Annotated in this window: 11 protein-coding genes; 5 read left to right on the top strand and 6 right to left on the bottom strand. The window is 59.8% G+C overall.

The annotated features are described in order from the left end of the window. The first annotated feature begins 326 nt into the window (after positions 1-326). The 3 genes from ACQZ60_RS07490 (at position 327) to ACQZ60_RS07500 (ending at position 4477) form a co-directional block, all read left to right on the top strand. A complete protein-coding gene (locus tag ACQZ60_RS07490) occupies positions 327-2825 on the top strand; it encodes a beta-mannosidase (RefSeq protein WP_448735003.1) in 2499 nt (832 codons plus the stop codon). 103 nt (positions 2826-2928) lie between these two features. Next, positions 2929-3960: an L-glyceraldehyde 3-phosphate reductase gene (gene mgrA / locus ACQZ60_RS07495; RefSeq protein ID WP_080852007.1), complete on the top strand. Its 1032-nt coding sequence runs from the start codon at positions 2929-2931 to the stop codon at positions 3958-3960. A 190-nt stretch (positions 3961-4150) separates the two neighbouring features. Then, a complete protein-coding gene (locus tag ACQZ60_RS07500) occupies positions 4151-4477 on the top strand; it encodes an RcnB family protein (protein WP_035223395.1) in 327 nt (108 codons plus the stop codon). A 67-nt stretch (positions 4478-4544) separates the two neighbouring features. Here ACQZ60_RS07500 and gndA read toward each other — a convergent pair whose 3' ends face one another. The 5 genes from gndA to ccoG all read right to left on the bottom strand — a co-directional run bounded on the left by gndA (position 4545) and on the right by ccoG (position 10663). After that, a complete protein-coding gene (gene gndA / locus ACQZ60_RS07505; protein WP_003525022.1) occupies positions 4545-5975 on the bottom strand; it encodes an NADP-dependent phosphogluconate dehydrogenase in 1431 nt (476 codons plus the stop codon). A gap of 164 nt (positions 5976-6139) precedes the next feature. Continuing rightward, on the bottom strand, positions 6140-6298 hold the full coding sequence (ccoS, locus tag ACQZ60_RS07510) for a cbb3-type cytochrome oxidase assembly protein CcoS (RefSeq protein WP_003502794.1): 159 nt from the start codon (positions 6296-6298) through the stop codon (positions 6140-6142). Beyond that, positions 6295-8586 (bottom strand): cation-translocating P-type ATPase, encoded by a 2292-nt coding sequence (locus ACQZ60_RS07515; protein WP_448735004.1) that lies wholly within the window; start codon positions 8584-8586, stop codon positions 6295-6297. The genes ccoS and ACQZ60_RS07515 overlap by 4 nt, the downstream gene beginning before the upstream one ends. Then, positions 8583-9083 (bottom strand): FixH family protein, encoded by a 501-nt coding sequence (locus tag ACQZ60_RS07520; protein ID WP_142845515.1) that lies wholly within the window; start codon positions 9081-9083, stop codon positions 8583-8585. The genes ACQZ60_RS07515 and ACQZ60_RS07520 overlap by 4 nt, the downstream gene beginning before the upstream one ends. Next, entirely contained in the window at positions 9080-10663 is a 1584-nt protein-coding gene (gene ccoG / locus ACQZ60_RS07525; protein ID WP_448735005.1) for a cytochrome c oxidase accessory protein CcoG, read from the bottom strand. Before ccoG ends, ACQZ60_RS07520 begins: the two co-directional genes overlap by 4 nt. A gap of 119 nt (positions 10664-10782) precedes the next feature. On the opposite strand from ccoG, the gene ACQZ60_RS07530 reads away from it, so the two are divergent. Both ACQZ60_RS07530 and ACQZ60_RS07535 read left to right on the top strand, forming a co-directional pair. Further along, a complete protein-coding gene (locus tag ACQZ60_RS07530) occupies positions 10783-11187 on the top strand; it encodes an SRPBCC family protein (protein WP_448735006.1) in 405 nt (134 codons plus the stop codon). A 10-nt stretch (positions 11188-11197) separates the two neighbouring features. Next, entirely contained in the window at positions 11198-11554 is a 357-nt protein-coding gene (locus tag ACQZ60_RS07535) for a VOC family protein (RefSeq protein WP_448735007.1), read from the top strand. A 221-nt stretch (positions 11555-11775) separates the two neighbouring features. On the opposite strand, the gene ccoP is transcribed toward ACQZ60_RS07535, so the two are convergent. Then, positions 11776-12639, bottom strand: a complete 864-nt coding sequence (ccoP, locus tag ACQZ60_RS07540; RefSeq protein WP_020813187.1) for a cytochrome-c oxidase, cbb3-type subunit III — start codon at positions 12637-12639, stop codon at positions 11776-11778. Positions 12640-12641 lie beyond the last annotated feature (2 nt).

The following is a 12641-nucleotide window of genomic DNA, read 5'->3' on the forward strand; positions in this document are numbered from 1 at the left end:
GCCAAAAGTCCGGATATCATTGGATAAATTTCCTCATTATATAGATTAAAAAATCCATATAACACGCTAATATAAAATAATAAAAATAGATTAATTTTGGACGAGGCAACGTCATTATCAAGACCCGGCCTTCCCCGGCATTTTTCATGTTACAGATTGTCACTCAAAGGAATGACGGAACGATTGTTTTACGGTAACGTTGCCGAAGGGAGGAAATCGCAAAGCCGGATAAATGTGAGGCAGCCGCTTTGCACGCATCCATTCTCCCCCAGATTCTGACACAAGCCTGCACCATGATGCAGCCCAGTCTTCTTCGAATTCATATTATGCAGGGTCCGATTATGATTTCTTCTTCCTCGCCCGAAACCGTCGTCGATCTGGCCGGGTCCTGGCGCCTGACCTCGGTGGAAGGAGACCACGCCACCCAGCTTTCCGTACCGGGCGATATTCACACCGCGCTCAAAAATGCGGGCATCATTCCCGATCCCTATCACGGCGCCAATGAGAAGGCGGTGCAATGGGTCGCGCAGCAGGACTGGATTCTCGAGCGAACCTTTATCCTCGATGAGGCGGATGCCAGCTGGTATCTCGATATCGATTACCTCGACACCGTCGCCATCGTCTTCGTCAACGACATCCCGGTCCTGAGCGCCGACAATTGTTTCCGCCGTTACCGCCCGGATGTTTCGCGGGCTGTGCGGCCGGGTGAAAACACCATCCGCATCCATTTCCATTCCAACATCGCGGCCGGTGCGGAACGGCAGGCACGGCAGCCTTTCTATATTCCCTATCACCCCGGCAATTCGCCGATTGCCAATGGCAACATGCTGCGCAAGCCGCAATGCCATTTCGGCTGGGACTGGAATATCGCGATTGCGCCGCTCGGCCTTTACGGCAAAATCCTGCTGAAGCGCCTCGATACAGCCCGCATCGAACATATCGTCACCTCGCAGCACCATGTCGAAGGCGGCGTGGAACTGCATGTGGCCGTCACGCTGTTTGCCGAAGGCCCCGCGAGCCTGCCGGTCTATCTGTCGCTGAATGACGAAAGGCTCAGGCTCGATTGCGGCGTCGGAGCCGGTGAAACGGTGGTGCGCCACGTCTTCTTCGTGGAAAATCCGGAGCTCTGGTGGCCAGCCGGCAGTGGCGAACAGACACTCTACGGGCTGACGGTGGAATTGCCCGATGAGACCGTGACCCGCCAGATTGGCTTCAGGACCATCGAGCTTCTGACGGACAAGGATGAAGCAGGCAGCCGCTTTGCCTTCCGCATCAATGGCCGGGAAATCTTCTGCCGCGGCGCCAACTGGATCCCCGCCGATGCGCTCTATTCGCTGACCAGCCGGGAAAAGACCGAAGACCTTCTCTGCTCCGCGGTCGAGGCCAATATGAACATGATCCGCGTCTGGGGCGGCGGGTTCTATGAGGAAGACTGGTTCTACGATCTCTGCGATCGTCTCGGCCTGCTGGTCTGGCAGGATTTCATGTTCGCCTGCAACCTTTACCCCTGCAGCGAGGACTTCCTCGACAATGTCGAACACGAGGTCGACTATCAGGTGAAACGCCTCTCCTCGCATCCGTCCATCGCGCTCTGGTGCGGCGATAACGAGCTGGTGGGTGCGCTGACCTGGTTCGATGAATCCCGCAACAATCGCGACCGTTATCTCGTGGCCTATGACCGCCTCAACCGCACCATCGAACGGGCCCTGAAAAAAGCCGCTCCCGAAGCGCTGTGGTGGCCATCGAGCCCCGCCTCCGGTTATCTCGATTATGGTGATGCCTGGCACGCGGATGGTTCCGGCGACATGCATTACTGGTCCGTCTGGCACGAGAACAAGTCGTTCGACAATTATCGTTCGGTGAAACCGCGCTTCTGCTCCGAATTCGGTTTCCAGTCCTATACATCCATGCCCGTCATCCGCACCTACGCGGAAGACAGGGACATGAACATTGCCTCCCCAGTCATCGAGCTGCACCAGAAGAATGTCGGCGGCAATGAGCGGATTGCGGGCACCATGTTCCGTTACTTCCGCTTCCCGAAGGATTTCGAGAATTTCGTTTATCTCAGTCAGGTCCAGCAGGCGCTGGCGATCCGCACGGCTGTCGATTATTGGCGCTCGCTCAAGCCCCATTGCATGGGCACGCTTTATTGGCAGCTGAACGACACCTGGCCGGTCGCCTCATGGTCGAGTCTCGATTATGGCGGCGGCTGGAAAGCACTGCATTATGCCGCCCGCCGTTTCTTCCAGCCGGTCACGGTCTCGGCCATCCCTTCCGAAGATGGACGCCGGGTGAGCTTCTCCATGGTCAACGACACGGCGGAGGATGTGGAAATCGACATGAACATCGTTGCGCTGACCATGGACGGCAACCGCGTGCCGCTGAAATCCGCCAACGGCACCTGCGCGACCGACAGGGCCGCCATGCTGACCGATATCGACATGGACAGCCTGCCTGACGGCGCCGTCCTTGCCTGGAGCTTCATCGCTTCCAACGGCATGACCGGTGAAGGCCACCATGTGCGCGATAGCTACAAGGCGCTGGAGCTTCAGCCCGCCGGCCTGACATTCACCACCAATATACTGAAAAACGGCCAGTTCGAAATCGATGTCACCGCCACGGGTCTCGCCCTCTTCGTCATGCTGGAGGCAGATCAGCCCGGACGTTATTCCGACAATCTCTTCGATCTTGCCGCCGGCGAAACGCGCCGTATCATCTTCACCCCGAAGGCGGACGGCCCCCAGCCGCATTTCCGCATCTTCGATCTTCATACCTGCCAATCCTCGCCCAATCCCGGCATTGAAACCATGCGGAGAAAGGCATAACCATCCCTCTCGGGAATAACAGGTGAACCCACGCCTGTCTTCATCGGTTCAAAAGGTTGCCGGGTTCTCCGGCAGCCAGTCATCAGCAAGCGGAGGAAGACCCATGGTTTGGCAACCGGCCGAAAACCGATATGCATCCATGAAATATAATCACTGCGGCAAGACCGGCCTGAAGCTGCCGGCGATTTCGCTCGGGCTCTGGCACAATTTCGGCAACGACACGCCGCACCAGACCAAACAGGCCATATGCCGCCGCGCTTTCGATCTCGGCATCACCCATTTCGATCTCGCCAACAATTACGGCCCGCCGCCCGGCAGCGCTGAAACCGCCTTCGGTGAAATCCTGAAGACGGATTTTGCCGGCTATCGCGATGAGATGATCATCTCCTCCAAGGCCGGTTACAACATGTGGCCCGGCCCCTATGGCGAATGGGGCAGCCGCAAATATGTGATCGCCTCCTGCGACCAGAGCCTGAAGCGCATGGGTCTGGATTACGTCGATATTTTCTATTCCCATCGTTTCGACCCCAATACGCCGCTTGAGGAAACCTGCGGCGCGCTGGACCAGATCGTGCGTTCGGGCAAGGCGCTTTATGTCGGCATCTCGTCCTATAATTCGAAGCGCACCCGCGAGGCCGCCGCGATCCTGAAGGACCTCGGCACGCCCTGCATCATCCATCAGCCGAGCTATTCGATGATCAACCGCTGGATCGAGGAAGACGGTCTCGTCGATACGCTGGAAGAACTGGGCATCGGCTCCATCGTCTTCTCCCCGCTGGCGCAGGGCATGTTGACGACGAAATATCTGGGTGGCGTGCCGCAGGGCAGCCGTGCCGCGCAGAGCAAGTCGCTGAACCCCGCTTTCCTCAACGAGCGCAATGTCGAGAACATCCGTGCACTCAACAGCATTGCCGAGCGGCGCGGCCAGACGCTGGCGCAGATGGCGATTGCCTGGGTTCTGCGCGGCGGCCGCATCACCTCGGCGCTCATTGGCGCAAGCCGTGTCGAACAGGTCGAGGATTGCGTGAAGGCGCTCGACAAGCCGGATTTCACGGCCGAGGAACTTGCCGAAATCGACCGTTACGCCAAGGAAGCGGATATCAACCTCTGGGCAAAATCCGCCGAACGCGTCTGACTGAGGAGAGACCGCCCGGTTCCGCCGGGCGGTCTGCACATTGCAAAAGCCGGGCCAAAAATCTCAAAACAAAAGATTAACTCCCACCCCTAACCGTTAACAACCATTACATAAATGTAATTTTAAATTCAGTTTCCGTTCATTCGTTTATTCGTAAGTTCTCCTCATCGAAACCCAAGAGGAAACTTCCATGAAAAAGTTCGTCACCATTCTTCTGGCCGCCACCGTTCTCGCCGCTCCGATGGCTCAGGCCCAAAGCCGCCACGACGATCGCCATCGCGGCGTTACCGTCGAGCGTCAGGTCACCACCAAGAAAGTCATCGTCAAGAAGCACCGCTGGGATCGCGGCCAGCGCCTGTCTGCAGGCGAACGCCGCCACGTCATCGACCGCCGCGATTATCGCCGCTATCGCCTTGCCGAACCGCGCCGCGACCAGCGCTGGGTGCGCGTCGACAACCAGTTCCTGCTCATCAATGCCGTCAGCGGCCTGATCGTCGGCCTCGCCGCCGCCCGATAATCCAGGCATCAATGAAATGAAAAAGGCCCGCTCGCGCGGGCCTTTTATCGTTTGTCGTTTCAGCCGATCAGAAAATGTCGGCGCCGCTGCCCCAAGGGCCATGCGGCTTGTCCACACCGTCGGTGCGTTCGAAACCATGCGCGCCGAAGAAGTCGCGCTGCGCCTGAATGAGGTTGGCGCTGCCGCGGCCACGGCGATAGGCGTCGAAATAGCCGAGCGCCGAAGCCAGCGCCGAAACCGGCAGGCCGGAGAGGACGGCATAGGAAACGACACGACGCAGCGGTGCGTCGGTATCCTTGACGATGCCGGCAAAGGCAGGCGTCACGATGAGGTTGGCCACATGCGGGTCCTTGGTGAAGGCCGAGGTGATCTCATCGAGGAATTCCGAGCGGATGATGCAGCCGGCGCGCCAGATGCGGGCGATCGTCGGCATCGGCAGGTTCCAGTTGAACTCCTTGGAAGCGGCCGACATGATCGCGAAGCCCTGCGCATAAGCGCCGACCTTGGCGGCCAGAAGCGCGCTTTCCAGATCGGCGATGAAAGCCTTTTTGTCAGCCGGTGCAGGCGCAACGGTCGGCAGACCGAAGATCTTCTCGGCAGCCTCGCGCTCATCCTTCTGCGACGACAGGATACGGGCAGCCACGGCCGCCTCGATGGCGGTTGCGGCGACGCCCATGTTCTGTGCTTCGATGACCGACCACTTGCCCGTGCCCTTCTGGCCAGCCTTGTCGAGGATCAGATCGACCATCGGCTTGCCTGTGATCGGATCGGCGGCGCGCAGAACCTTCTCGGTGATTTCGATCAGGTAGGAATTCAGGCGGCCCTTGTTCCATTCGGCGAACACATCGGCGATTTCCACGGCGCTCATGCCAAGGCCGTCACGCAGTATGCCGTAGATTTCGGCGATCATCTGCATGTCGGCATATTCGATGCCGTTATGGATGGTCTTGACGAAGTGGCCGGCGCCGTCATTGCCGAGCCATGCCACGCACGGATCGTTATTGTACTTGGCGGAAATGGAAGTCAGCACCTTCTCGACACGCTTCCAGCTATCCTCGGTGCCGCCGACCATGATCGACGGTCCATGGCGCGCACCTTCTTCACCGCCGGAAACGCCCATGCCGATAAAGGTCAGGCCGCTATCCTTCAGATTGTCGAAACGGCGGATCGTATCGCGGAAATTCGCATTGCCGGCATCGATCATGATGTCGCCATTGGCGAGATGCGGTTTCAGGATTTCCATCTGCTGGTCGACCGGATCGCCGGCCTTGATCATGATGATGATCGGGCGCGGAGGGCGAATGGCGGCGACGAATTCCTCGATGGTTTCGCAGGGGATCAACTGTCCCTGCAAGTCCCCAGCCTCGGCGTAGAATTTTTTCGTCGCTTCAGGGGTTCGGTTGAATACGGCAATCTTGTTGCCCTTTTCCGCGATGTTCAACGCCAGGTTCGAGCCCATGACGCCGAGACCGATCAAACCGATTTCTGCCTGTTCCACGGATGTGCCTCCATCTTGCTTTTTGGTGGTCGTGTTGTGGCACTGTAATGAACAAACGGCAAGGCTAGCCGGGACTGAAACGATTAAATTTTGATGACGCAAATCAGCTTTGCATATTTGCGACAGGTCGAGGCCGGTTCAAAACGCCAAGCCCGCCTCGCCTCTTATGATCGTCGGGGCCGGTCATCGCCATCATCCAGCGCCCGCCAGGCGGCCCCGTCCATATCCTCATATTGGCCCGAGCGCACCGACCAGAGGAAGGCGAAAAGGCCAAGCGCTCCTAAGAACAGAGCGACGGGAATGAGATAGATCAGCATATTCATGCCAGTTGCGCCCCCTCGCCTGCAAATCCGGTCTTCGCTTGGTTCTGAGGACGGACGGTTTCAGCCGTACCGGCAAGACGCAATGCATTGGCCACGACGATCAGGGACGATGTCGACATGGCGATGGCCGCGATCATCGGCGTCGCGTAACCGGCAATCGCAATCGGCACGGCGATGACGTTATAGCCGATGGCAAGCGCGAAGTTCTGCCGGATCAGCCTTCCTGCCCGTTGCGATGTCTCGATTGCGAAAGGCACGGCATCGAGATCTTCCTGCATGAACACGAAATCGGCTGCCTGCCGGCCGATATCGGCGGCGGTGGCGGGCGCCATGGACACATACGCGGCGGCAAGCGCCGGCGCGTCGTTGATACCATCTCCCACCATCAGCACCCTGCGCCCTTCGCCGGCAAGCTCAGCGCAGCGCGCCGCCTTGTCCTTCGGCGACAGATCCGCACGCCAGTTGCCGATCCCCAGCCGCTGCGCCATGGCGCTGACGGCTACTGCCCGGTCACCCGAAACGATTTCCTGCATCAGCCCCCGTACCGACAGGCTGCGCAATGCCGCAACCGCACCTGCGCGCGGATTATCCTCGAAACCGAAGCTCGCCAGATGTCGGCCATCGAGGGACAGCACCACTTCCGACCGCGCATCGCCATTATCGACGCTTGCTTCATCCGGGCATGCGAAACGGCGATTGCCCAGCCGGTAGGTTCCGGCTTCCGTCTCCGCCTCGACGCCGGAGCCCGGAATTTCCCGCACCGCCTCATAGGTCGGCACAGCGCCGCTATAGGCGGCATGCAGGGCTTTCGACAGGGGATGCCGCGAATGGGCGGCAAGCCCCGCCGCAATCGCCATGGTGGCGGGCTTCACATCGCCAGTCTCGACCAACCTCGGTTTGCCGATAGTCAGGGTGCCGGTCTTGTCGAACAGCACGGTATCGATTTCGGCCAGCCGCTCCATCGCCGAGCCTTCCTTGACCATGATGCCGTGCCGGAACAGCCTTCCGGCGGCCACCACCTGCACGACGGGAACGGCAAGGCCAAGCGCGCAGGGGCAGGTGATGATGAGAACCGCAATGGCGATCAGCATCGCCTGTTTCCAGTCACCGCCGAAAATGCCCCAGCCGAGAAACGTCACCAGCGCAAGAAGATGCACCACCGGAGAATAATAACTCGCGGCGCGATCTGCGATGCGCCGGTAACGCGCCCGCCCGCCTTCGGCCGCCTCCATCAGCCCGATCACTTCCGAAAGGAAGGAATCCTTCGCCGACGCCGTCACCCGCGCAGTCAGCGAACCGGTGAGATTGAGCGTACCGGCCTGAAGGCTGTCGCCTGCCGTAACGCGGCGCGGTGCGCTTTCACCGTTGACGATGGACATGTCGAGATCGCTGCTGCCGGAGACGACCACGGCATCCACCGCCACGCGGTCCCCGGCCGCAATCGCAATCGACATTCCCGGCTGGATATCGGCAAGCGGCCGATACTCCCGCGTTCCATTCTCACCGATCACCGTTGCCCCGCGCGGCGAAAGATGGGCAAGCCCGGCAATGGCCGAGCGCGCCTTGTCGCGCATGATATGGTCAAGCGTTCGGCCGATCAGCAGGAAGAACAGCAGCGAGACGGTCGCATCGAACCAGGCATGTTCGCCGTGATGGATCGTCTCCCACAGGGAAACGGCATAAGAGAGCGTGATGGCAAGCGCGATCGGCACATCCATATTGGTGCGGCCGTGTTTCAGCGCGTTCCAGGCAGATTGATAGAAAAAACGCCCGCCATAGATCAATGCCGGCGCGGCAATCATCGCCGAAATCCAGTGGAACATGTCGCGCGTCGCCGCATCCGCCCCCGACCACACGGAAACGGACAGAAGCATGATATTGGCGGAGGCAAAACCGCACAGCGCCACCGCCCTGATCAGCTGCGAGCGCAACGCGTCCGAAGCATCCTGCCCGCTGGCGAAAAGATGTGTGCGGTATCCCGTCGACAGGATTGTACGGGCAATCTCGGCGGGATCGGTCCTGACGCCATTGACCTCTTCCCTCCAGACAACCGCCACACGTTTGGACGACAGGTTCACACGCGCCCGCTCCACTTGGCGCAGACGGCCGAGCGCGGTCTCGATGGTGGTGATGCAGACGCCGCAATACACATCCGGCACGCTGAGATCGGTCTGGCGCAGCCCCTGCCCCAGATCGCGGCTCGCCAGCAGCAATTCCTCCGACGATGGCGGATTGACCGGCTCGCCAAGTTGCAGCGAACCTTCCGTTCCCGGTGCGCAGCAGCTCATTTGCGCCCCCTGATGACGGCGATCCGCGTGCCCTCATGCACGATGATCCGGCCGTCCTTGACGGCGGTAACCTCGACGATCCATTGGCCCGGCAACATGTCATGCGGGCCGGTGAAGACGCCGGTGGAAACCGGGGTCAGTTCCATGTCGAAATTCTGGCGTTCCCCGACAGGCCGGCGAAAATGCGCCGTCACCTTATCGGTGTCGACCGGGCCGGTGTCGGGATGAAATACCTCGTAACGCACCGTCTTTTCATCCACGATGAGCTTGCCCTTGATACCGGTCGCGGCCCTTGCCTTGGCGGCTTCCGCCTTGGCGTTGAACTGCTGGCTGGCCACATAGGTATTGGGCACGACGAGCCCGCTCCAGCTGTTGACCGCGTTCCAGGCCATCACCATGTTGACGGTGATGACGGTGCCGAAAAACAGCAGCATGACACCCAGCATATGCCAGCCGGTGAACGTGAAACCGGACGTCTGACGATTGTTCACGGTCATTTTTTCACTCCCGGAGCGTTGAAGACAGCATCGTAGCGGGCCGTCTCATGGCCGCCCGTATCGCTGACGATGAATTCGAAATTTTCCGCCGCCCGCGCCACATCTTTGCCCGGCAGGGTGACGAAGACCTTCAGCGTCGTCGCCTCGTCCGGCTCCACCGTCACTTCGAAGGTGCGTGCGGCCGTATCCGGCATGCCGTTGATCTTCATCACCGCATTCGGAATGCCCTCGATGGTCAGGCTCATTGTGCGTGGCTGCGGCACCATGTTGAGAATGCGCACCGTATAGCCGTTGCGAATGGAACCGTTCGATTCCAGCACATATTGCGGATTGCGGTCATGCAGGACATTCAGCGCCAGCCGCTCGCGCGTCACCAGCGCAAACAGCATGCCGATACCGACCGCCGACCATATGGCCGTGTAAAGCAACGTGCGCGGCCGGAAGACGATGCGCCAGTTGAAGTGGCGGACGCTCTTCCTGAAGCTACCGTCCTCCTCGCGCACCTTTGCGGGGCGGATGGCATGCTCACCATTGCCGGTCGCCAGCGCCATGTTGGACTGGTATTCGGAAAGCGTCGCATAGGCGATCAGCCCGCGCGGCTTGCCGATCTTGTCCATCACCCCGTCGCAGGCATCGATGCAGAGCGCGCAGGTGATGCATTCCAACTGCTGCCCGTCCCTGATATCAATGCCCATGGGACAGACCGCGACGCAGGCATTGCAATCGACGCAGTCGCCGATGCTCTCCCCTGCCGCCGCAGCCTTCTTGGCATGCCGCGAGCGCGGTTCGCCGCGCCAGTCATTATAGGTGACGACAAGCGAATTCTCATCCAGCATCGCCGCCTGAATGCGCGGCCAGGGACACATATAGGTGCAGACCTGTTCCCGCATCAGCCCGCCGAAGACATAGGTGGTGGCGGTGAGGATGGCGACGGTGGAATAGGCGATCATCGGCGCCTGCCCGGTCATGAACTGCATCGCCAGTGTCGGCGCATCGGCGAAATAGAAAATCCAGGCGCCGCCGGTCAGAACGCCGATCACCAGCCAGATCGCGTGTTTCAGCACCCGCTTGCGCAATTTGCCGAATGTGAAGGGCGCGGCATCCAGTTTCATGCGCGCGTTCCTATCGCCCTCTATCGCCCGCTCGACCACCAGAAACAGGTCGACCCAGACGGTCTGCGGACAGGTGTAACCGCACCATGCACGCCCGACAGCGGACGTGACGAGAAAGAGCCCAAGCCCGGCCATGACCAGCAATCCGGCGACGAAGAAGAACTCCTGCGGCCAGATTTCGATGAAGAAGAAATAAAAGCGCCGGTTGGCGATATCGATCAGCACCGCCTGATCCGGCGCATAGGGACCGCGATCCCAGCGCAGGAACGGCGTCAGATAATAAATGCCGAGCGTGACCAGCATCACCAGCCATTTGAACCGCCGAAACCGCCCCTCAGCGCGCTTGGGAAAAATCTTCCTGCGTGCTTCGTAGAGCGGTTTGCGCGTTTTTGCGGAATTGACGGCTTCCGCCTCCAGCCTTTCGACAGGCTGTTGCGGGCGGTCCTGTCCGGCGCGATAGATGTTCATGATAGGAGTCCGTTTTTATCTCCTTGCTTTCTCCCATCTCCCCGGTGAAACATCCTTGACTTACATCAAGTGACGACAAAGTGGCGCAGTATGGGAACGCGCCGCCAAGGGAGGATGAAATGCCTGTCATGCAGTCGAGAATCATTCATCTGTCGGTCGAAAAACCCTGGAGCCACGTCTATGACTTCGCCTCCAACCCGCAGAACATGCCGCACTGGGCCGCAGGCCTTGCGGGCGGCCTCACACCGGACGGCGAGGACTGGATTGCCGAGGGCGGGCCGCTTGGCGAGGTGCGGGTCAATTTCGCGCCCGCAAACGAGTTCGGCGTCATCGACCATGTCGTGACCTTGCCGGATGGTGTGAAGGTTTATAACGCGCTACGGGTAACGCCGAATGGCAGCGGCACGGAGGTGAGTTTCACCCTGCTTCGCCTTCAGGGCATGACGGACGAGGATTTCGAGCAGGATGCAAAAGCGATCACGGCCGATCTCGAAACGCTGAAGGCGCTGCTCGAAAAGGATTGATGGAGGAAGCATGACCACGAATACGAACGACCGGCGGATCGACTATGTCGAATTCAACGTCGCCGATATCGAGCGCAGCAAGGAATTTTACGGCGGCGCCTTCGGCTGGTCCTTTAAGGATTACGGTCCGCAATATTGCGAGTTTTCCGATGGCCGGCTGACCGGCGGTTTCACCACCACGGCGCCGGTCTCGGCCAAGGGCGGACCGCTCGTCATTCTCTACGCCGCCGATATCGAGGATGTGCAGCGACGCGTCGAAGCCGCCGGCGGGCAGATCAGCGTCGCAATCTTCGAGTTTCCGGGCGGGCGGCGTTTTCACTTCACCGATCCGGACGGGTATGAACTGGCTGTCTGGTCGGACCGATAAAGAAAAAAGGGCCGCTATGCGGCCCTTTGAGTGTGATGGCAGAGCTTCTTTACACTCGACGTCATCCTTGGGCTTGTCCCAAGGATCTAATCACGTCCAATTAAATCGAGACGTTGCAGATGCTCGGGACAGGCCCGAGCATGACGGAAGAGAGCTTTCAGGCCGCTGTCATCTATCCGGGGGCCGCATGACACAGCCCTTTCCATTTCCTGTCTTTGCTATCACTCACCACCGCCAAGCGAATGAACGAAGATCGCCAGCTGCTTGACCGTCGTATCGCCGAGGCGCTCACCCCAGGCGGGCATGACCCCGTGCTTGGGCGACCGTATCTGCGAGACAATCCCCTCTTCGCCCTGCGACTTCAGCCAGATCGCATCGGCGAGATTGGGCGCGCCGAATTCGCGGTTGCCCTTGGCGTCTTCCCCGTGGCAGGAGGCGCAATTGTCGGCAAAGAGCTGCTTGCCGGGCTCCACCAGCGCCGGGTTGGAGGGGGTGCCGGTGAGACTGACGACATAGGCGGCAACCTCGCGGATTTCATTCGACTGGAGGATATCGCTAAAGGCCGGCATTTCCGAAGCGCGCGTATCCGCATCGTCGGCAAAACGAATGCCGTGCTTCACCGTCGTATAGATGTCGTCGACGCTGCCGCCCCACATCCAGTCGTCATCGTTGAGGTTGGGATAACCCTGCCCGCCTTCAGCACCTGAACCGTGACACTGAATGCAATTGACCTTGAAAGCGGCAGCGCCGCCGGAAAGGGCAAATTGCATCAGAGTCGGGTCGGCCTGAATTTCGGCAAGCGACGAATTGGCGATCTTGTCGACAAAGACGCTCTGCGACTGTTTTGCATCGGCAATTTCGGCGGCGATGTCGCCGCGGCTGTTCCAGCCGAGCAACCCTTGCGTCGCCCCATTGATCAGCGGCCATGCCGGATAGGCGATGGTGTAACCGATGGCCCAGAGGATCGTGAAATAGAAGGTCCAGACCCACCAGCGCGGCATGGGATTGTTCAGTTCGCGGATACCGTCCCATTCATGGCCGGTGGTTTCGACGCCGCTGATGTCATCAATGTGTTTTTCGGACATAT

This window comes from Agrobacterium sp. 22-223-1 (assembly GCF_053522385.1).

Excerpts from the sequence above, each read along its gene's own strand:
- ccoP (WP_020813187.1), bottom strand. The coding sequence starts at position 12,639 with ATGTCCGAAAAACACATTGATGACATCAGCGGCGTCGAAACCACCGGC.
- ACQZ60_RS07530 (WP_448735006.1), top strand. The coding sequence starts at position 10,783 with ATGCCTGTCATGCAGTCGAGAATCATTCATCTGTCGGTCGAAAAACCC.
- ACQZ60_RS07515 (WP_448735004.1), bottom strand. The coding sequence starts at position 8,586 with ATGAGCTGCTGCGCACCGGGAACGGAAGGTTCGCTGCAACTTGGCGAG.
- ccoS (WP_003502794.1), bottom strand. The coding sequence starts at position 6,298 with ATGAATATGCTGATCTATCTCATTCCCGTCGCTCTGTTCTTAGGAGCG.
- mgrA (WP_080852007.1), top strand. The coding sequence starts at position 2,929 with ATGGTTTGGCAACCGGCCGAAAACCGATATGCATCCATGAAATATAAT.
- ACQZ60_RS07500 (WP_035223395.1), top strand. The coding sequence starts at position 4,151 with ATGAAAAAGTTCGTCACCATTCTTCTGGCCGCCACCGTTCTCGCCGCT.
- ACQZ60_RS07520 (WP_142845515.1), bottom strand. The coding sequence starts at position 9,083 with ATGACCGTGAACAATCGTCAGACGTCCGGTTTCACGTTCACCGGCTGG.
- ACQZ60_RS07535 (WP_448735007.1), top strand. The coding sequence starts at position 11,198 with ATGACCACGAATACGAACGACCGGCGGATCGACTATGTCGAATTCAAC.
- ACQZ60_RS07490 (WP_448735003.1), top strand. The coding sequence starts at position 327 with ATGCAGGGTCCGATTATGATTTCTTCTTCCTCGCCCGAAACCGTCGTC.
- ccoG (WP_448735005.1), bottom strand. The coding sequence starts at position 10,663 with ATGAACATCTATCGCGCCGGACAGGACCGCCCGCAACAGCCTGTCGAA.